This window comes from Lentzea kristufekii (assembly GCF_033949925.1).
Classification (GTDB): Bacteria; Actinomycetota; Actinomycetes; order Mycobacteriales; family Pseudonocardiaceae; genus Lentzea; species Lentzea kristufekii.
In genome coordinates this window covers 1-19,521 of record NZ_JAXAVV010000036.1, presented here as the reverse complement: position 1 = coordinate 19,521, position 19,521 = coordinate 1, and the positions used below count along the sequence as shown (strand labels likewise).

19 protein-coding genes and 2 tRNA genes are annotated in these 19,521 nt (G+C 69.0%); 15 read left to right on the top strand and 6 right to left on the bottom strand.

Annotated features, from left to right (window positions below; translation table 11 throughout):
* Window positions 1–155: 155 nt before the first annotated feature.
* Window positions 156–3,293 carry an SdrD B-like domain-containing protein gene (locus SK571_RS42540; RefSeq protein WP_319989778.1) on the top strand — a complete coding sequence of 1,046 codons (3,138 nt, stop codon included), beginning with the start codon at window positions 156–158 and terminating at the stop codon, window positions 3,291–3,293.
* A 122-nt stretch (window positions 3,294–3,415) separates the two neighbouring features.
* On the top strand, window positions 3,416–4,165 hold the full coding sequence (locus SK571_RS42535; RefSeq protein WP_319989777.1) for a sulfite exporter TauE/SafE family protein: 750 nt from the start codon (window positions 3,416–3,418) through the stop codon (window positions 4,163–4,165).
* On the opposite strand, the gene hisC is transcribed toward SK571_RS42535, so the two are convergent.
* On the bottom strand, window positions 4,155–5,222 hold the full coding sequence (hisC, locus tag SK571_RS42530) for a histidinol-phosphate transaminase (RefSeq protein WP_319989776.1): 1,068 nt from the start codon (window positions 5,220–5,222) through the stop codon (window positions 4,155–4,157). The genes SK571_RS42535 and hisC overlap by 11 nt on opposite strands.
* Before the next feature lie 76 nt (window positions 5,223–5,298).
* On the opposite strand from hisC, the gene SK571_RS42525 reads away from it, so the two are divergent.
* The 7 genes from SK571_RS42525 (at window position 5,299) to SK571_RS42495 (ending at window position 11,016) form a co-directional block, all read left to right on the top strand.
* The gene (locus SK571_RS42525) at window positions 5,299–5,940 is read left to right on the top strand and encodes a dienelactone hydrolase family protein (protein WP_266041122.1); all 642 of its coding nucleotides are present in this window, start codon (window positions 5,299–5,301) and stop codon (window positions 5,938–5,940) included.
* A gap of 135 nt (window positions 5,941–6,075) precedes the next feature.
* A complete protein-coding gene (locus SK571_RS42520; protein WP_319989775.1) occupies window positions 6,076–6,630 on the top strand; it encodes a hypothetical protein in 555 nt (184 codons plus the stop codon).
* Window positions 6,627–7,886, top strand: a complete 1,260-nt coding sequence (locus SK571_RS42515; RefSeq protein WP_319989774.1) for a PPE domain-containing protein — start codon at window positions 6,627–6,629, stop codon at window positions 7,884–7,886. The genes SK571_RS42520 and SK571_RS42515 overlap by 4 nt, the downstream gene beginning before the upstream one ends.
* A complete protein-coding gene (locus SK571_RS42510) occupies window positions 7,883–8,638 on the top strand; it encodes an ESX secretion-associated protein EspG (RefSeq protein WP_319989773.1) in 756 nt (251 codons plus the stop codon). Before SK571_RS42515 ends, SK571_RS42510 begins: the two co-directional genes overlap by 4 nt.
* 75 nt (window positions 8,639–8,713) lie before the next feature.
* On the top strand, window positions 8,714–10,657 hold the full coding sequence (locus SK571_RS42505) for an acetoacetate--CoA ligase (protein ID WP_319989772.1): 1,944 nt from the start codon (window positions 8,714–8,716) through the stop codon (window positions 10,655–10,657).
* Window positions 10,658–10,812: 155 nt separating this feature from the next.
* A tRNA-Ser gene (locus tag SK571_RS42500) sits at window positions 10,813–10,902 on the top strand.
* 41 nt (window positions 10,903–10,943) lie between these two features.
* Window positions 10,944–11,016: transfer RNA gene (locus SK571_RS42495), tRNA-Arg, on the top strand.
* Between the two features lie 80 nt (window positions 11,017–11,096).
* Here SK571_RS42495 and SK571_RS42490 read toward each other — a convergent pair.
* A complete protein-coding gene (locus SK571_RS42490) occupies window positions 11,097–11,405 on the bottom strand; it encodes a hypothetical protein (RefSeq protein WP_319989771.1) in 309 nt (102 codons plus the stop codon).
* 312 nt (window positions 11,406–11,717) lie between these two features.
* Here SK571_RS42490 and SK571_RS42485 point away from each other — a divergent pair, with 312 nt between their 5' ends.
* Window positions 11,718–12,644, top strand: a complete 927-nt coding sequence (locus SK571_RS42485) for an SAM-dependent methyltransferase (RefSeq protein ID WP_319989770.1) — start codon at window positions 11,718–11,720, stop codon at window positions 12,642–12,644.
* Window positions 12,645–12,690: 46 nt separating this feature from the next.
* The gene (locus SK571_RS42480; RefSeq protein ID WP_258946826.1) at window positions 12,691–13,062 is read left to right on the top strand and encodes a hypothetical protein; all 372 of its coding nucleotides are present in this window, start codon (window positions 12,691–12,693) and stop codon (window positions 13,060–13,062) included.
* On the opposite strand, the gene SK571_RS42475 is transcribed toward SK571_RS42480, so the two are convergent.
* A complete protein-coding gene (locus SK571_RS42475; RefSeq protein WP_319989769.1) occupies window positions 13,046–13,867 on the bottom strand; it encodes a serine hydrolase domain-containing protein in 822 nt (273 codons plus the stop codon). The genes SK571_RS42480 and SK571_RS42475 overlap by 17 nt on opposite strands.
* A 23-nt stretch (window positions 13,868–13,890) precedes the next feature.
* On the opposite strand from SK571_RS42475, the gene SK571_RS42470 reads away from it, so the two are divergent.
* Window positions 13,891–14,802: a ribonuclease Z gene (locus SK571_RS42470; RefSeq protein ID WP_319989768.1), complete on the top strand. Its 912-nt coding sequence runs from the start codon at window positions 13,891–13,893 to the stop codon at window positions 14,800–14,802.
* Here the strand turns inward: SK571_RS42470 and SK571_RS42465 are convergent.
* Window positions 14,747–15,604: an NAD-dependent epimerase/dehydratase family protein gene (locus tag SK571_RS42465; RefSeq protein ID WP_319989767.1), complete on the bottom strand. Its 858-nt coding sequence runs from the start codon at window positions 15,602–15,604 to the stop codon at window positions 14,747–14,749. The two genes, SK571_RS42470 and SK571_RS42465, sit on opposite strands and share 56 nt — an antisense overlap.
* Window positions 15,605–15,709: 105 nt before the next feature.
* Between SK571_RS42465 and SK571_RS42460 the strand changes: the two genes are divergently transcribed.
* Window positions 15,710–15,880 carry a hypothetical protein gene (locus SK571_RS42460; protein WP_157512940.1) on the top strand — a complete coding sequence of 57 codons (171 nt, stop codon included), beginning with the start codon at window positions 15,710–15,712 and terminating at the stop codon, window positions 15,878–15,880.
* Between the two features lie 192 nt (window positions 15,881–16,072).
* On the opposite strand, the gene SK571_RS42455 is transcribed toward SK571_RS42460, so the two are convergent.
* Window positions 16,073–16,213 carry a hypothetical protein gene (locus tag SK571_RS42455; RefSeq protein WP_319989766.1) on the bottom strand — a complete coding sequence of 47 codons (141 nt, stop codon included), beginning with the start codon at window positions 16,211–16,213 and terminating at the stop codon, window positions 16,073–16,075.
* A gap of 18 nt (window positions 16,214–16,231) precedes the next feature.
* Between SK571_RS42455 and SK571_RS42450 the strand changes: the two genes are divergently transcribed.
* Window positions 16,232–17,485 (top strand): ATP-grasp domain-containing protein, encoded by a 1,254-nt coding sequence (locus SK571_RS42450; RefSeq protein WP_319989765.1) that lies wholly within the window; start codon window positions 16,232–16,234, stop codon window positions 17,483–17,485.
* A 6-nt stretch (window positions 17,486–17,491) separates the two neighbouring features.
* Here the strand turns inward: SK571_RS42450 and SK571_RS42445 are convergent, their stop codons facing one another.
* Complete coding sequence (locus SK571_RS42445; RefSeq protein WP_319989764.1) at window positions 17,492–18,250, bottom strand: hypothetical protein; 759 nt, start codon at window positions 18,248–18,250, stop codon at window positions 17,492–17,494.
* 62 nt (window positions 18,251–18,312) lie between these two features.
* On the opposite strand from SK571_RS42445, the gene SK571_RS42440 reads away from it, so the two are divergent.
* Window positions 18,313–19,518 (top strand): DNA cytosine methyltransferase, encoded by a 1,206-nt coding sequence (locus tag SK571_RS42440; RefSeq protein WP_319989763.1) that lies wholly within the window; start codon window positions 18,313–18,315, stop codon window positions 19,516–19,518.
* Window positions 19,519–19,521 lie beyond the last annotated feature (3 nt).

Here is a 19,521-nt window from a genome sequence, read left to right as displayed (position 1 = left end):
GATCTCTTTCCAGCGGACACTTCGTCAGGTACCTTCCCAACGTCTGCTGGGCGCGTGCGGGGGCTCTGACGCCGGTGGACCACCACTACCGGGGTTCTTGGGGGATTCCTTTGTCCGAGAGATCGGTCAGCCGCGCCCTGCTCAAATTCGGGGCCTTGACCACCGCTGTCGTCCTGGCGTTCGGCGGAGCCACCACCGGTGCGCTCGCGCAGGAGCCGGAGACGCCCACGTCGAGCGTCGAGGTGACGCCGACGAGTGAGCCGAGCACGCCGCCGTCCACAACGGACCCGGCGCCGCCGTCGACGACCGAGCCCGCGCCGCCGTCGACCACCGACCCGGCGCCGCCGTCGACTGCGCAGCCCGGCGAACCGGCCACGCCGCCGAGCACCGAGCAGCCCGCGTCCAGCACGCCGGCGGAGACGTCCAACGCTCCGGCGCAACCGAGCAACGCCGAGCAGAAGGCCGACCAGAAGGCCGAGCAGAAGGCCGCGGCCGAGCTGCCGGACCTGAAGGTCACCGCGTCGATCGACAAGACGCACTACCAGTCGCACGAGTCCGTGAACGTCAAGGTCACCGTCACGAACCAGAGCGCGTTCCCGGCCGAGCGCGTCCGCGCGAGTGCTTGGGGCATCCAGGTCAAGTACGGCTCCTGGGGCAGCCTCGAGTACCCCGGCACGACCTTCGCACCGGGCGAGTCGCGCACGGTCGAGGTGGCCGGAGGCATCACCCAGCTGGTCGGCGACAAGCTCGACCTCACCGTCTTCGTGACGGCAGAGGCGGGCGACGCCCACAGCAACGACAACTTCGTCACCTTCCGGCCGACCGTCACCCGGACCGTGGGCAACGTGAGCGGCCTGGTCTTCGCGGACGTGAACCGCAACGGCCTGCCCGACGCCGGTGAGTCGCTCGGAAGCTCGAACGTCAGCATCTACGGCGGCAGCCCCGTCGCCGAGCACCGCACGACGACGGACGCGAACGGCCGGTACACCTTCACCGGAGTTCCGTCCGGCACGTACTACTCGCCGTACTTCGAACTTCCCGACGGCTGGGTGGTGCACACCCAGTCCGGCCAGGAGTCGATCACGGTTGTGCCGGACCAGACGACCGAGGTGATCAGCCCCGCCGAGCGGCCGTACTCGGAGATGCTGACCGCGAGCGCGTCGTTCGACAGGACGACCTACGCCTACCCGGCGACCGCGAAGATCACGGTGACGCTCACCAACACGAGCGAGTACGCGATCGGCAAGATCCAGGCGGGGTGCAACCGCGTCGGCAACAGCAACCACTTCGGCTTCGGTCCTGAGTGGAACGCGACGTTCGGCACCGGCGTCGACCTGGCGGCAGGTGAGACGAAGACCTTCGTGATCAACGAGGCCGTTCCCGAGGGAGCGGCCCAGGCGGGCGAGGTCTGGCTGGCGTGCGACTTCCAGCCGAACCCCGGGTACAACACCGACGGCCCCCACGTCGGCGTCAAGGCGAGCGTGACCGGCGGCAAGGGCCGCTACACGATGCACCTCACCGACGACAAGAACAAGAACTGGATGACCGACCCCGGAGAGGCCGTCGCGAACCTCAAGATCATCTTGGTCGACCAGGTGACGGGCGACAAGGTCGCCGAGGGCGTGAGCAACGAGTCCGGCCAGCTGGACTTCGTCGACGTTCCGGTCGGCACCTATCGGGCCGTGATCCTCGGCCCGTGGGCGTTCGACGGTCCGGCTGACGCGGACCAGGTGCAGGTCGTCGGCTGGGGCACCAGCGTGTTCACCGGCCTGAAGCCGGGGCCCGACTCCGCGCAGCTGCGCGCCACGCTGAAGCTGGACAAGCCGAGCTACGAGTCGCAGGAGACCGTGAAGCTCTCGCTGACCGTGTCGAACGTCGGTGGCCGCCTCGCTGAGCGCGTCCGCCTGTCCCTCTCGCCCACTTCGATGGACATCCCGGCCGCGCAGTGGGGCGACTTCGCGGAGTTCGCTCCGGGTGTCCAGATCCCCGCCGGCGAGTCCCGCACGTTCGAGGCCTCGGGCACGATCCGCGACCCGAGGGTCGGCAGGCTGTTGGTCTCGGGATCCATCAGCTACCTCGGCGCACCGACTCCCTCCAGCACCACCTTCGACGCCTCGGCTGAGGTCGTGCTGACGGTGGGCGCGATCTCCGGTGTCGCCTACGCGGACAAGAACGGCAACAAGCAGCAGGACGCCGGCGAGGCGATGGAAGGTGTCGTGGTCGAGGCTCGCGGCGGCTCGCAGTCCGGCTACTACGAGACCACCACGCTCGCTGACGGCAGCTTCGGTTTCTCGGACCTGCCGACGGGCAAGTACTTCCTGACCTACGACTTCCCCTGGAACTGGGTCGTGCACAGCGACGGCAGCGACCCCGCTGTCCGCGTGGGGCCCGGCATCCCCGCCCATGTGGTGGCGCGCGGGGAGCGGCCGTACAACGAGTCGCTCATCCCGAAGGTGACCCTGGACCAGGACGTCTACCAGCCCGGCGAGGCCGCCAAGATCTCGATCACCCTGACCAACCGGGGCGAGCACGAGATCAGCGGCATCGTCGCCGCCTGCAACGGGTCCGGCAACGGCAACGAGCTCGGTGTCTCGAACAAGCCAGGCCACGGCTGGGGCGACCTGTTCGGTCCCGGCGTGACGGTCGGTGCCGGCGAGACCAAGACGTTCGTGGCCATCGAGGCGGTGCCGCAGGACGCCCTGAAGTTCGGCACCGTGGTCGTGGGCTGCAGGTTCGCGCCGAACGCGATCAACAACATCGACGCACCCTTCGCGTACGACACGGCACGCGTGCCCGGCGGGTTCGGCTCGGTGAGCGGTGAGCTCTTCTTCGACCGCGACGGCGACTACCGGCCCGACGCGGGCGAGATGATCGGCAACACCCGGATCGTGCTGCGCGACCGCGAGCTCGGTGTGGACGTCGCCGAGACGTTCTCCGACGACAAGGGCCACGTGCACTTCGACAAGGTGCCCGCCGGTGACTTCTGGGCCTGGGTCGACGGGCCGTGGAAGTTCGAGGGCCGGTACGGCGGCCACGTGCAGGTCTTCGCCGGCAGCGAGTCGAAGAGCGACTTCCGGGTCGTCGCGGACCCGAAGCCCGTGACACCCGGCACCTCGACGCCCGCCGAGTCGGCTGCCGAGGTGGCTGCCGCAGGCGGAGCCGGCGACGGTGGTTCCGGTGACGCGCTGGCCAAGACCGGTGCGTCCGTGCTGGGCCTCGGCCTGCTGGGCGCGCTGCTCGTGGCCTTCGGCTTCGGCGCCAGCCTGATCGGACGCCGCCGCCAGATCGCCTGACCGAATGATGGGACAGCAGGCCCGGTGCTCAGCGTGAGCGCCGGGCCTGCTGTCGTCAGCGCCACAGTTCGCTGTTCCGAGTGGAGTGTTAGCGTCGCGAACCATCGGGTACTGGGGGTGACATGACGGTCTGGGAAGCAATCGCGGTGGTCATCGCGGGTGTGTTCGCAGGCGGCATCAACACCGTCGTGGGCAGCGGCACCCTCGTGACCTTCCCGGTGCTGCTCGCCGTCGGCTATCCGCCCGTGGTGGCGAACGTGTCCAACAGCCTCGGTCTCGTGCCCGGCTCGCTGTCGGGCGCGTGGGGCTACCGCGAGGAGCTCAAGGGGCAGTCGGACCGCATCAAGCGCCTGCTGCCCGCGTCGATCCTCGGTGGCATCCTCGGCGCGATCCTGCTGGTCACGCTGCCGGACAAGGCGTTCACGGCGATCGTGCCGGTGCTGATCGTGATCGCGCTGGTCCTCGTGCTCATCCAGCCGTGGCTCAACCGCAAACTCGCGCACCGGCGCAACGACAACGATGGCGGCGTGCTGCTGTGGTTCGGCGTCTTCGCCGCCGGCATCTACGGCGGCTACTTCGGTGCCGCGCAGGGCGTGCTGGTCATGGGCATAATGGGCGTGCTCGTCAGCGAGCACCTGCAGCGGATGAACGCGCTGAAGAACGTGCTCACCGCGTTCGTGAACCTCGTCGCCGGCGTCCTGTTCATCTTCATCGCCGACGTGGCGTGGCTGGCCGTGCTGCTGCTGGCCGTCGGGTCCGTGGTCGGCGGCCAGATCGGCGCCAAGATCGGCCGCAAACTCCCACCCGCCGTGTTGCGCGGCGTCATCGTGGTGGTGGGAGTCGCGGCGATCGTTCAGCTGCTCACGAAGTGAACGCGCGAGCCGCTGCCAGGAACGCGTCGTTCTCGTCCGGCTCTCCGATGGTCACGCGGGCACCCTCGCCCACGAACGCGCGCACGACGACCTTGTGCGCCAGGCAGTGCTCGTTGAACGCGCCCGTGCGCTCGCCCAGCGGCAGCCACACGAAGTTCGCCTGGGTCTCCGGCACCTCGAAGCCCATGGCCAGCAGCTCGCCGCGCACGCGACCCCGCTCAGCCACGATCGCGCGGCAGCGGACCATCAGCTCGTCCTCGGCGTCCAGCGAGGCCATCGCGGCCACCTGCGCCAGCGCGTTCACCGAGAACGGCACGTACACCTTGCGCAGCACGTCGGCGACGACCGGCGGCGCGACCGCGTAGCCGATCCGCAGGCCCGCGAGGCCGTACGCCTTCGAGAACGTCCGCAGCACGGCGACGTTGTTGTGGCCCGCGGCCCACTGCTGCTTCGCGAGCTCGACGCCGTCCGGGACGTGGGCGTCGTCCACGAACTCCTTGTAGGCCTCGTCGAGCACGACGAGCACGTCGCGGGGGACTCGGGCGATGAACGCCTCGATCTCCTCGGTGCGCAGCGCGGTGCCGGTCGGGTTGTTCGGGTTGCAGACGAAGACCATCCGCGTGTTCGGCGTGATCGCCGCGAGCATCGCGTCGAGGTCGTGCGTGTGCTCCGAGTTCAGCGGCACGCGGATCTGCCGGGCGCCCGCGACGTGGGAGACGATCGGGTAGGCCTCGAACGACCTCCACGCGAACAGCACCTCGTCGCCCTCGGCGCAGGTGGCCTGGACGAGCTGCTGGCACAGGGTCACCGAGCCGCAGCCGATCGCCAGGTGGTCGGCGGGCACGCCGAGTTTGTCGGCCAGCCGCCCGGTGAGTTCAACGGCGCCCGAATCGGGGTACCTGTTGATGCTGGTGGCCGCTTCGGCGATCGCTTTGACGACGCTGGGAAGCGGTCCGGCCGACACCTCGTTGCTCGCGAGCTTGATGGCGCCGGGGATGGTCCTGCCAGGCACGTAGGACGGCAGGGACGCCAGGTCAGCACGGGTTCGCACGGTCATGGACCCGATCCTCGCATTGCTCCGTCCGATTGGTCACGTTGACTGGAGTTCACCCCCTCGTGGAAGGGTGGGAATCATGACCACTACCCGCACCGAGACGCTTTCCCTCACCGACGGCCGTGAGCTGCGGGTGACCATCGCCGAACCCGACTCCGCCGTGCGGGGCGGACTCGTGGTGCTGCACGAGGCCCGCGGCATCACCGCAGGTGTGCGCACGCTCGTCAGCAGCCTCGCCGACGAGGGCTGGCTCGCAATCGCGCCACATCTCTACGATGCGGACCGGGTGCACGGCGACGACATCAAGGACCAGGTCAGCAAGCTCAACGGCGACCGGCTGCTCGCGGACACCGACGTCGCGTTCGTCTGGCTGGGCCAGCAGGGTGTGAGCGCCGACCGGATGGGTGTCGTCGGCTTCGACATCGGCGGCACCGTCGCCATGGTGGTCGCCGCCAGCCGCACGATCGGCGCGGCCGTCACGGTGCAGGCGCCCGGCATCCTCGAGCCCCTCTCGGACGGCCTCCCAGCGCTGGTCGACGTCGCCGCCGACCTCACGTGCCCGTGGCTTGGAATCTTCAGCGACGACGACTCGGAAGAAGTGAGCAAGCTTCGTGATGCTGTGATCAGCTCCGAAACCGCGTCCGATCTGGTTCGTTTCAACGTTTCGAGTGACGAAGCGTGGGTTCGTGCGTTGAACTGGTTCGACGCTCACATGAGGTAAGGGTCTTTACGGCGGATTGGAACCGAACCGTCCTCCAGGTACATCTAAGGAGTGCTTCGGACGGCTGACTGGGTGTAGCTGCGCGTAACACCCAGTGCTGCGGTGACGAGTTAGCAGTGCAGGGGGTTACTAGGGATGGCTGAAGGCACTGGGACAGGTACCGGGACGACTGGCACGGCGACGGCGGGCACCGTGCCGCCGGCGGAACCACCGGCGGTGACACCGGAGGTCACGACGTCGACCACCGTGCCGATCACGGCTGAGCAGCTGGCGGCGGTGAAGCCTGTTCTCCAGCAGCAGATGCTCACGGACAAGGCGGAGGCGAGCCACGCCGCGGCCAAGCTCGACCAAGCGGCGGACAGCGGGAAGCTGACGCTCGACGTCGACGCCGCGGACGCGTTGATCAAGGCCGTCGATGCGGCCCGGGACCAGGTGATGGACCTGTGGAAGCGCGCCACCGACCAGCTGGCCACACCGCTGCAGCTGGGGGAGAACCCGGTCGCCAAGGCGATCAGCGCGCGGTTCGCCGACCTGGCCGTCGGTGAGGACTCAGGTGCCGCGAAGGCGTTGCTGGACCTGTTCAAGGTCCTCGACGACATCGGCAACGCCCTGCGCCGCAACCGCGACACCATTCGCGACGCCGACGAAGAGGCCGAGAAGTCGATGAAGAACGCCGGGGGGTCCTGGTGAGCCACGGATCGCACGACAACAAGGGCAACGGAGACAAGGACGGCAAGTCGTCGCACCACGACGACAAGTACGACCGCAGCGACCTGCACGAGCCGGTCGACTGGATGACGTACAGCCACGAGGCGCTGTACAAAATGGTGCACACGGGCGTGAACCTCGACGGTGCCCAGGCCGCCGCCACGAACTGGAAGAAGATCGGCGAGGACATCGCCGGCGTGCGCACGAGCCTGCTCAAGGCCGTCGAGGACTCGTCGGTCGGCTGGGACAGCGAGTCCGCCCGGCTCGCCCGTGACGGCCTGACCGAGGTCACCAACTGGGTCGACGACACCGCGAACTACGCGACCAAGGTCTCGGACGCGATCACGACCGAGACCAGCAACGTCGAAGCCGCGCGTGCCGCGATGCCGCCGCCTCCCAAGGCGCCCGAACCGCCGGTGCCCGCGGAGACGACGCTGCCCAGGACGGTGCTGCAGGACAGGTTGCGGACGGTCGACCAGATCGACGGGTTCGGAGCCGAGAGCCTGCGGGAACCGCGCCTGATCGCGCAGCCGCAGACCGAGTTCGCCGGCTTCGAGACCATCGGCAGCAGCCCCGTCGACACCCTCGCGGCCAACGACGCCTCGCACCGCCTCGCGGCGGACGTCATGGCGGCGTTCCAGCGCAACTCGGCCGCGGTCGACCAGACCGTGCCCGCGCAGTTCACGCCACCCGTCAACCCGCTCAACCCGACCCCGATCGGCGGTGACCTCACCGGCCGCACGCCGACGGCGCCTCCGGACGGCGGTGCGGGCGGTGGCGCGGCTGCTCCCGTCACGACCGGCACGCAGAACCAGAACCGCGGCACCACGAACGCGTCTTCGCGCTACGGCGCCGGAGGTGCCGGTGGACGTGGTGGCGCCGGAGGGTTCGGCGGCTTCGGCGGCGGCATGGCACGTCCGTTCGGCTCCGGCAGTGGCAACCAGGGTGCTGCCGCAGGTGGCGGTGGCGCATCCGCTGGTGGCGTGGCCGGTGTGAGCGAGGGCTCGCGCGGTGGTGGCGCTGGTGGCGCCGCGGCGGCGGCCTCGGCCGCACCCGGCAACACGACCAAGGCGTTCCAGAACCCGCTCGCGATGGGCGGCGCGCCGATGGCCGGTGCTCCCGCGGCGGCCGGCGGCCAGAACGACTCGAAGGAACACAAGACGGCGAGCTACCTGGAAGAGGACGACAACGTCTTCGGCCTGGACCGCAAGGCGGCCCCGCCGGTGATCGGTCAGTGATCGAACGCCAGTTCACGGTGAGCTCGCAGGAGTTCTTCCTGCTGTGGCAGGCCGTGCACGGCGAGGACCGCGTCGTGCCGCTCGGCACGCCCCACTTCGGGTCCACCCGAGCGGCGCGGCAGCGTCTCGTCGAAGAGAGTTCACGGACGTTGCAGGCTCGCCGGCTGGGCACGGTCCAACGCCCCGATCCTGATCTGAGGGCGTTGGTCAGCGGCCTCGGCGAGTTCGACCGCGCGTTGGAGATCGCGTACTTCAAGGGCACCGAACTGGCCCGCGGCGTCGCGTGTGCCGGCTGGGGCGGTGCCTTCGCCGCCCGCGTGAACGGCGAGGTGCACCTGTACCCGTTCCACCCGACGTCGCTGGCCTCGGCCACGGTGTCATCGTTGCCAGGCCTCGCGCCGGGCACCGGCCGTGCCGTGAACGTGCGCTGGGACGACTACGTGCGCGCGGGCAAGGCAGGCGAACAGGACGGCAAGCAGGCGTTCCTGGACGTCCTCCGCGACGCGGGCATCCGCGAGCCGGAGGCGCACAACCTGATGCGGATCGTCACGTCCCGCATCGGCGGCGGCGAGCTGGGCCTGACCGCGCGCAACCGCGACGGCGTACCCCGCCCGACCGGCCGTTCGGTCTCCTGGCTCGACACCCGTGAGGGGCGCTACCTCCTGCGCAGGCAGGACGGCTGGCTGGTGCTGGCCCCGGCCGACGCCGCACGCCTGACCAGCGCCGTCGACGAGTTGATCGCGGCGGGATAGTTCCACACCGGTGGGCTACCGCAAGTCCGCCAATCACACATGGACGTGCGGTTGTGCCTGGGTTAGACATGGGGCATGACCGACACCGACGTCGAACTGCTGTGGCGCCCGGACCCCACGAGGGACAACGGGATGACCGCCTTTCGGGCCTGGCTCTCCGAGCAGGGCCGCGACCTCCCCGACTACGAGTCGCTGTGGGAGTGGTCCGTCTCAGACCTCGAGGGGTTCTGGGGCGCCATAGCTTCGTACTTCGACGTCAAGTTCCACACCGAGCCGTCGCGCGTGCTGGGTTCCACGGAGATGCCCGGTGCCCAGTGGTTCCCCGGTTCCACCCTGAACTACGCCGAGCACGCGCTGCGCCGCGGAGCCGACGACGACCTCGCCGTGATCTTCCACCGCGAAGACGGCGTCACCTCTTCGTTGACGTTCGGAGCCCTGCGCTCGCGCGTGGCCGCGTTCCGGGCCGCACTGGCCTCCCTGGGCGTCGCCAAGGGCGACAGGGTGGTGGCACTGGTCCCCAACGCCCCCGAGGCTCTCATCGCCTTCCTGGCGGCCGCCTCTCTCGGCGCCACGTGGTCGTCCTGCTCCCCGGACTTCGGCGCCCGTGCCGTGGCCGACCGCTTCACCCAGATCGAGCCTGTCGTGTTCGTGGCGGTCTCCGGCTACGTCTACAACGGACGGTCGTTCGACTGCCGGCCGGTCGTGGAGGAGATCCGCGCGCAGATCCCGTCGCTGCGCGCCACGGTCCTGATCGACTACCTGGACAACGGCTCGTCCCTGCCGGACACGCTGTCGTTCTCGGAACTGCTGACCGCGCACGAGGGCGCCGCGCCGGAGTTCACCCCGGTGCCCTTCGACCACCCGCTGTGGGTGCTCTACTCGTCCGGCACCACGGGCCTGCCCAAGGGCATCGTCCAGGGCCACGGCGGCATCGTCCTGGAACACCTCAAGATGCTGGGCCTGCACAGCGACCTCGGCCCCGGTGACCGCTTCTTCTGGTTCACCACCACCGGCTGGATGATGTGGAACTACCTGGTGGGCGCCCTCATGGTCGGCACCACCATCGTCCTGTACGACGGCAGCCCGGCGTTCCCGTCGCTGAACACGTTGTGGCACTTGGCCGAACAGCACCGAGTGACCTACTTCGGCACTTCGGCCCCGTACGTCCAGTCGTGCCTGAAGGAGGGCCTCGACCCGTCCTCCCGTTACGACCTGACGGGCCTGCGCGTGGTCGGCTCGACCGGCGCACCCCTCACCCCGGAGGGTTTCCGCTGGATCGCCTCCGCCGTCGGCAAGGACGTCCAGATCGCCTCGGTCTCCGGCGGCACCGACCTCTGCACCGCCTTCGTGGCAGCCTCCCCGGACCGCCCGGTCTGGCTGGGCGAACTCTCCTGCCGAGCCCTCGGCGCCGCGGTCTTCGCCTACGACGAGTCCGGCACCGCCCTGGACGACGAGGTGGGCGAACTCGTCATCACCAAGCCGATGCCGTCCATGCCGGTCTACTTCTGGGGCGACGAGGACGGCTCCCGCCTCCGCGACGCGTACTTCGACACATATCCAGGAATCTGGCGCCACGGCGACTGGATCCGCATCACCCCGCGAGGCTCGGCGGTGATCTACGGCCGCTCCGACTCGACCTTGAACCGAGGCGGCGTCCGCATGGGCACCTCGGAGTTCTACCGCGTCGTCGAGTCCATCGACGGCGTCGTCGACTCCCTGGTGATCGACACCTCGGGCGTGACCGAGGGCGAACTCCTCTGCTTCGTAGTGCTCGACGGCGTAACGCTTCCCGACGTGGAACCGTTGCTGCGCCGCGAATTGCGAGCGTCCCTGTCCCCCCGCCACGTCCCGAACCGCTTCGTGGCCGTGGCCGAGATCCCGAGGACGTTGAACGGCAAGAAGTGCGAGGTACCGGTCAAGAAGATCCTCGCCGGCATGGACCCGGACCGAGCCGTCAGCCGAGGCGCGCTCCGCAATCCCGAGTCCCTCCAACCGTTCCTGGAAATCGCCTCGGAATGATCTAGGTCACTCCGCGCGCGGCGACCAGGCGTTTATCGCCCCTCTCCGACCCTCTGAACGTGCTCTGACCAGCGGGTTCCGGTGTTAGAGGGGGGCGTTTTGCAACTCGGTTGAGGACCTGTGTAACCTATGTCCCGTGGCCAAGGATGGTCCCGGGAGGCTTCGCCTAGTCTGGTCTATGGCGCCGCACTGCTAATGCGGTTTGGGGTAACCCCCCATCCCGGGTTCAAATCCCGGAGCCTCCGCAAGGCCGAGCCTCTTGAGGATCGGTTACAATTAAATACACGCGCTCGTAGCTCAACGGATAGAGCATCTGACTACGGATCAGAAGGTTGCAGGTTCGAATCCTGCCGAGCGCACTTCACAGAGGCCCCGCTGAACTTCGGTTCAGCGGGGCCTTTTGTCATGTGCGAGCCGTTTCTCGCGCCTCACCGCCGGTTCAGCGGTCGACCCACACCGCGTCGGAGCCGTCCGGTGCGGCCAACGTGATCAAAACGCGGTTGGCGCCGCCCGGCTTGTTCGCGGGGATCGGGACGTCGAGTGACCAGTTCCCGTCGCAGCGCGGGGTTGAACTGGCGCTGCCGAGGTAGTTGGGCCACGCGTAGGCGTCTCCGTAGACGACCCGGCCGCATCCGACCGCGTGCAGGGTGCCTTCGATCGTCGCCCACCGGTTGCTGAAGGTGACGGTGCCAGTGGCGTAGCTGGCTCCGTAGTCGACGTAGAACTCCTTGACGACGGTCGCCGACACGGCTGTGGCCGCGGGCGCGCTTGCGAGAACCAGTCCCGCAGCGGCTACGGCTGCCAGGGCAGCGCGGCGTGTGGTCGGTGCGGACCTCAACGTGGAGAACAAGGAAATCCCCTTCGCGGTCGAAGCGCCCGGCAGGTTCCGGGCCCGCAACACGACACGCCGGCACCGGAGAAGGGGTTGCCGCCCACAGGCCTCGTTCACCCGAATGCAGCCGTGCGGGTCAACCCCGCGAGTCATGATCTGCACCACGTCCAGCCCACAACCGGCATCGTGGACAACCCCGCTGAGCGGGCACTACGTTGAGTTTCGCCGGTGCTGGTCGACTTCGGTGTGGCCGACGAGTTCTCGCTGGCCCGCGATGAGCGGCCGCGAGCTCAACACGAAAGGCCGGGTTTGGTGAACACCACCGTCGAGCAACAGGTCCGCGAGTACTACGACCACGCAGGACCCGCCTACCACGCGCTCATGGGGCAGTTCTGGCACCACGGGGACCTGGAAGCCGAACGGGCCGGGTTGTCGCCCGAAGAGGCGGCGAAGGCGTTGGCGCGCAAGCAGATCGAGGCTGCCGGGTTGCGGCCTGGCGGGACCGGGCTGGACTTCGGCAGCGGCGTCGGCGGGACGGCGGTCTACATGGCCTCGGTCTCCGGGGCGAACGTCGTGGGCATCTCCAACAACGAGTGGCTCTCGGCGCAGGCGCGCGCGTATGCGGCCGAGCAGGGGATGAGTGAGCGGGCCGCGTTCCTGACGGTCGGCGACGAGGACTACAAGACCCTGGTCGCGTGGCCGGACGGGTCGCTGGACATGGTCAGCTTCTACGAGTCGGTGTGTCACCTGCCGGAGAAGGCCGCGTTTTTCACGGCCGCGTTCCGCACCCTCAAGCCCGGTGCCTGCCTGGTCGGGGTCGACTGGATCCGCCGGCCGTTCGGGGAGTACCTGACCGAGGAGCAGATCGCGCCGTTCATCGGGCCGGTGGAGCAGGTCATCTCCATTCCGCGGCTCGGTTCGCTGGACGAGTACCGCGAGATGATGTCGGCCGCCGGCTTCGTCGTCGAGGTCTCCGAGGACCTTTATCCGGACGTCGAGTGCTGGGGCAGCACGCCGCCGGACGACGGTCAGGGCTGGGGTGAGTACGCGGGGGAGCGGGACACCGTCATCCACGACGGCAAGCGCGTGCTCGATGCCGCTCGGGCCGCCGGTGTGTTCTCGGTCGCGCGGTGGGTCGCGCGCAAGCCCGCATGATCTGAGCGAACCGGCCCCGTCTCCGGCGACTGGGAGACGGGGCCGGGTGTCGGAAGGTGACGGACGGCTGATCTCCAGGCAGAGTGGCGGCGTGGAGCAGCGGGAGATCATGCAGCGGGCGCTCGGCGTCCTGACGCTCACCTACGACGGTGCCGGATCCAACGACTACCTGCGCATGGCCCTCAAGTCGTTGCAGGAGGGCGTGTTCAGCTACGAGGTCAAGGTCGACGGCGAGCTCAACGAGGCCGGTCAGCAGGCCCTCAAGCAGGCGATGGACCAGGTGCTGTCGCAGTTCGGCTGGTTCACGGCGGGGCTGCTCTACGCCTTCCACGGGGTCGCTCAGGCGTACGAGAACGACTACGAGGAAGCCGACGTGCAGGAGGTCCTGCGGCAGCTCGCGATCAGGCTCGCCGACTGACCAGCTCGGCGCGGACGCCGTCGGAGAACGGCGTCCACGCCTCGACCGCCCACGGTCCGAAACGCAGGTCGGTCAGAGCCACGCAGGCCGCGGAAATCTCCGGGTCGACCCACAGGAACGTGCCGGACTGCCCGAAGTGGCCGAAAGTGCGCGGCGAGGAAGAAAGTCCCGTCCAGTGCGGTGACTTCGAGTCGCGGATTTCGAAACCGAGCCCCCAGTCGTTCGGCTTCTGCATTCCGTAACCGGGCAGCACGCCGTTCAGGCCGGGGAAGACGACCGACGTCGCCTCGGCCACCAGCTCGGCGGAGACCAGGCGTGGCGACAGCAGCTCGGCGGCGAACAACGCCAGGTCGGCGGCGCAGGACTCGGCCCCGGCACCGGCCGAACCGACCAGCGCGGACGAATTCATCCCCAGCGGTGCGAAAACGGCCTCGTGCAGATAAGTGGCGAACGGCATCTCGCACGCCTCGCCCACAAAAGACGCCAGTACGTCGAAGCCGGCGTTCGAGTAGATCCGGCGGGTGCCGGGAGCGGCCTGGACCTCGGCCTTGTCGAACGCGTAACCGGCGGTGTGCGCGATCAGGTGCCGGACCGTCGCACCCTCGGGGCCGGCCGGCTGGTCCCACTCGACCGCGCCCTCCTCGACGGCCACCAGCACCGCGTACGACGTCAGCAGCTTCGTGACGGACGCGAGCGGGAACACGCGCTGTTGATCACCCAGCGAGCCGGCCACGCCCTCGGAGGTGACCACCGCCACCGCCACGTTCCCGACAGGCCAAGTCGACGCAACTTCCACGCTCCGCATGGGACAGACGTTAACGTCAGGGTGTGACAGTCCGGGAACTGATCGTCCTGGGAACGGCCAGCCAGGTCCCGACCCGCCAGCGCAACCACAACGGCTATCTGCTCAGGTGGGACGGCGAGGGCTTCCTCTTCGACCCGGGCGACGGCAGCCAGCGGCAGCTGCTCAGGTCAGGTGCCGCTGCGAGCGACATCACCCGGATCTGCATCACCCACTTCCACGGCGACCACTGCCTCGGCGTCCCCGGCATCGTCCAGCGGCTGTCCCTGGACCGCGTCCAGCACACCGTCCACGCGCACTACCCGCGGTCGGGCGCCCACTTCTTCGAACGCCTCCGCTACGCCAGCGCCTTCTACGACGCCGCGGACATCAAGGAGGTGCCGGTCGTCGAGGACGGCGAGATCGCGAGCGGCAAGTTCGGCCGGCTCGAGGCCCACGCGCTCGACCACGGCATCGACAGCGTCGGCTACCGCCTGATCGAACCCGACGGCCACCGCATGCTGCCCGAGAAGCTCAAGGAGCACGGCATCCAGGGCCCCGCGGTCCGCGAGCTCCAGCGGCTGGGCGAGTTCAACGGCGTCAAGCTCGCCGACGTCAGCGAACCCCGCAAGGGCCAGCGGTTCGCGTTCGTCATGGACACCAGGCTCTGCGACAACGTCTTCGAGCTCGCCGACAACGCCGACATGCTCGTGATCGAGTCGACCTACCTCGCCCGCGACACGAAGCTCGCCGGCGACCACGGCCACCTCACCGCCCAGCAGGCCGCCCGCGTCGCGCAGGACTGCCGCGTCCGCAAGCTGGTGCTGACCCACTTCTCCCAGCGCTACGACGACCCGGCCGAGTTCCTCGCCGAGGCCGCCGCCGAGTTCGACGGCGAGATCGTCATCGCGAAGGACCTGGACCGGGTGCCGGTGCCGAAACGAGCCACTGGTCGGTGACGATCTCCGTCAGCGCCGACGAACGGGGCTCCCAGCCCAACGCTCGCAGCCGTGACGCGTCGGCCCGCAGTGAACGGATCTCTCCGGGGACAGCGGGCTTCCACGTCACGTCGACGGCCCGTCCGGTCACCTCGGCCACGGCGTCCAGCACGTCCCGGACGGAAGCAGCGGTCGCGCCGACGTTGTAGACCGACGACGTGCCCACGGAGCACGCCTCCAAAGCCACGACGAAGGCAGCAGCAACGTCGCGTACGTGCACGAAGTCGCGCACGGCCCCGCCGTCGCCGTAGACCTCCATGCCGGGCACCGTTCCGGCGGCGCACGCCACGGCCCGCGTGATCACCCGAGTGGTGTCCGTGTCACCTCCTCCAGCGACGTTGAACAAACGGAGAGTGGTCGCCCCGATCTGCCCGGACCGCGCCGCCCACGCCACGAGGTCCTCCGCGGCCGCCTTGGAGGCGGCGTACGGGGAGGACGGTTCCCTGGCCGATTCCTCGGTCAGGACGGCGTCGGAGGGCCGGTACACCGTGCCAGTCGAGGCGAGCAGGAATCGTTGGCCCTTCAGGGCTTTGAGCAGATTCAGCGTTCCGCCGACGTTCGTCTCCCAGTACGGGAGTGGATCACGAAACGACTCCCGGACGCGGGCCACGGCGGCCAAGTGGATGACGGCGTCGACGTCGTCCAACTCGAACGGCTCCGAGAGGCGTTGCCGGGACAAAACCGGTTCATGACCATGAACCTGCAGCTCACGCACCACGGCGCGGCCGACGTACCCAGTGGCACCCGTCACCAGAACTCGCACGAGTTGACCCTAAAGGTCGACGGCGACTGCGCCGATAACACACGAGTGAGTTACCCCCATCGCGCTGTGCACACAAGCATCGCCGGACTCCTGCACGATCACGCCGTGCTCGAGTTCAAGCGGCAGGAGTTCCTGCGCAACGTGGCTGAGATCGTGGGAGCCGCACCCGCGCCGCAGTCCGCAGAGCTCACGGCACCGCTGCCGTCGATCAACCCGAAGCGCAGCTTCCTCAACCGCGTTGACCAGGTCCTTCGGGACGCGGCACGCTCCCGGTGAGCACCGGGAGCAGCAGCTGATCCACATCGTGCCGGGCCCGCGCCGACGGGCCCGTCGCAAGATTCATCCGGCCGTTGCCGGACCGTGCTTCGACACACATACCGGGTGGCTCTACGCTACGCGTCACCCGGCGATCGCCGGTCACGTCCTCCGCTTCTCTTAAGCGAGTTTTCGGCGATGAATCATGTCCTCTCAGCGCTCAACGAGCGCCTCGGCAGGTTGTTCGGTGACCGGCTGGTAGTTCTGGCCGGTGGCACGCGTCTGGCTAAGCGCGCGCATGAGCTGCATACGCTCGGCGCCCGCCATACGCTCGTGCTCGATACCGACGATCACGCCCCGCTTCATGATTCGGTGATCGCGCGCTGGGTGTCGCTGGGCATCAAGGGCAGCCTCGTCGCCGTCGAGCAGCGCCGTCTGGGCAAGCTGCTGACGAAGCCGGGCGCCGAGGTCAAGGCGATCCTCAACGACTTCGACGCCCGGGGTGAAGCCGTCGTGATCAGCACGCCCTACAACGAGATCAGCTCGTTCGAGGGCCGCCCGGTGCTCAACGCCCGGCAGCACGACTGGGTCGAGCTGGAGAACAAGACCACCATCGACGCGCTCTGGGACGAGCTGTCCGCCCGCCGCGCGCCCGCGATGGTGTTCGACCTCGACTTCGAACGCCTCTGGGGCGCCTCGGAGATCCTGGACCGCGGCGCGGGCGTCGTCTGGTCCGGCGACGGCCCGGCGATCAACGGCGGTGCCAACTTCGTGCGCCGCGTGCGGTCCTACGAGGAGGCCAAGGAAGCCTTCGACGTGCTCGCGCCGAAGTGCGACCAGGTCCGCGTCATGCCGTTCCTGGAAGGCATCCCGGTCAGCGTGCACGGCATCGTCTTCCCGGACGGCACCGCGGTGCTGCGTCCGATCGAGATGGTCGTGCCGCGCCGCCAGGGCCAGGCCAAGTTCCTCTACGCGGGCTGCGCGTCGTACTACGACCCGCCCGTGTGGATCCGCGACGAGATGCGCAACCTGGCCCGCCGCGTCGGCGAGCATCTGCGCGGCACCGTCGGCTACCGCGGCACGTTCACGCTGGACGGCATCGCGACCGAGGACGGCTTCCTGCCGACCGAGATCAACACCCGCTACGGCGGCGCGATGGTGTGCTTCGAGGACGCCGTCCCGACGCTGCCGCTCGCGCTGGTCCAGGTCGCCCTGGTCGCCGGCTGGGACCTGGGCATCTCCTCGATGGAGTTCGAAGAGCTCCTGCTGCAGGCCGCGGACAACCACCGCGCCGGGGCCGTGGGCGCCAACGTGCGCGCGGTGCAGCCGACGACGGTCGACGAACGCCGGGTGATCTTCACCGGCTGGGCGTGCCGGCTCGCGCACGCCGACGAGGCCGCGCACGCGACGCTGCGGCTGAGCCCGTCGCCGATCGGTGGACGCCTCGACCTCGACCTGCACCGCGAGAACATGCCCGTGGGCGCTCCCGTGGCCGCGCTGACGGTCGCCGCGTTCGCGCTGGCGGACCAGGAGTGGGGGACGGGCCTCGGTGCCCTGGAACCCGCCATCGCGGTCGAGGACGAGGCTCAGGTCGAGCAGGCCATCGAAGAGGCCGTGATCGCCTAGGAACGCTTACCAGGCGCCCTCATCGCCGTACGCGGAGATGAGGGCGAACCGGTAGCCCATCAGGGCGGCGGCGACCTCACGGGGCTGGTGCACCGGACGCACCAGCCCTTCGCCCAGCACCTTCGGCAGGTCCACGCCCAGTAACTCGGGCGAGTCCTTCAGCAGCGCCACGGCGATCTCGGCGGCGTCCGCGAGCATCTCCTCGCCCGGCAGTTCGACCATGTCGTTCATCAGCCCGCCGACGAACGGCGGCAGCTTCTCCGGCACCGCGCAGGCCAGCGCGACCAGGCACGCGACCCGTTCGGACGCCAGCGCCTCGAAGATCTTCGGCGCACCCTGGGCGACAGCGTGCCGGGTCTGCGTCAGCCAGTCCGGAGCCGTGCGAGGCAGTTCGCGGCCGAGGGCGTTCCACCTGCGGTGGGTGCGTCGTCCGTCCTCGGTGAACCCCTTGCCCGCCAACGCCATGGCGGCCAGCAGGAAGATCACCCGGTCCCGCACGTCCCCGGCGACCTTGTACGAGGCTCCCAGTTCCACCAGGAACGGCACGGTGCAGAACGAGGCCTCGGACACCGTGTCGTCGGTGAGGATCCGCTCAGCGAGCTGTGAGAGCGCGCTCTGCCGCACGTCCTCGCTGGGGTCCATCAGGGAGCGCAGCAGACGGGGCACGCGACCGGCGCCACCCCGGCCGTCGTAGACCTCGCTCCAGGAAATCCTGTCGAGTCCGCGCAACGGGTCAGGCCGTTGCCAGGCGCGCGGCAGCTCCATAGGCGGGAAAGGTACGGGATGTCAGGGAAAGGTCCTCGGCGCCTCGCCCGTACGATCTCGCCGTGTCCTTCTCGGTGGCCGACATCTTCTCGGGTGCGGGCGGCATGAGCTTCGGCTTCCACGCCCACCGCGACTTCCGGGTCGTCGGTGCCGCCGACGCGCAGATCGGCAAGCCCAGCTCGAAGCTGGGTTCGTTGCGCTGCAACGACACCTACCGCGCGAACATCGGCGTCGACCCGCTGGAGGTCGACCTCGCGAAGGTCTCGCCCGCGGCGTTGCGCGAGGTCTGGGGTCTGCGGCGCGGCGAGCTGGACGTGCTGCTCGCGTGCCCGCCGTGTTCGGGCTTCAGCCGCATCACCTCGCAGAACCACCTGCGCGACGACCCGCGGAACTCGCTGGTCGGCCGCATCGCGGTGTACGCGCAGGAGCTGCGCCCGAAGGTCGTCCTGATGGAGAACGCCCGCGAGCTCGTCAAGGGCAAGCAGCGCCACCACTTCGACAGCCTCGCCGAGGAACTCACCCGAATCGGGTACTCCGTCTGGGGCGGCACGCACATGCTGTCCAGGTTCGGCCTGCCGCAGCTGCGCGAGCGGACGCTGATGGTGGCGGTCGACGGCGGCCTGCCGCTGCTCACGCTGGACGACCTGTGGGCGGGCCGGGTCATCCGCCCGTCCGCCGTGACGGTCCGGCGCGCGATCGGCAAGCTGCCCGCCGTCGCGGCCGGCGTCGCGGACCCGGAAGACCCCATTCACGTCTCGCCGACCTTTTCCCAGGACCGCAGTCTCGAAAGAATGCGGGCGATTCCGGCGAACGGCGGATCGTGGGCTGATCTGCTCCGCTCACCGGAGACCGCGGAGTTGTTGAATCCCGCACAACGCAAGATCGTCGAGCAGCAGAACTGGGGTTCCCACCCCGATGTCTACGGCCGGTTGTGGTGGGACGAACCGGCCCGGACGATCAAGCGGGAATGCGGCCACGTCGGCAACGGGCGTTATGCCCACCCGGTCCAGCACCGCCTGTGCACGGTCCGCGAGATGGCTCTGCTGCAAGGGTTCCCGCGCCAGTTCAAGTTCGACGTCTCGATTCTCGGCAACGCCTACCGGCACGTGGGCGACGCCGTTCCACCGCTGATCGCCTACCAGTTGGCCGGGCTGACCAGGTGGATTCTCACCGGCGACCGCCCGGAGCCCAAGGAGATGTGCCTGCGCGGCACCTCCCTGCGTCCCGGCGACATTCGTCCGGCAGAAGTTACCGAAATGGTCGCCTAGGTG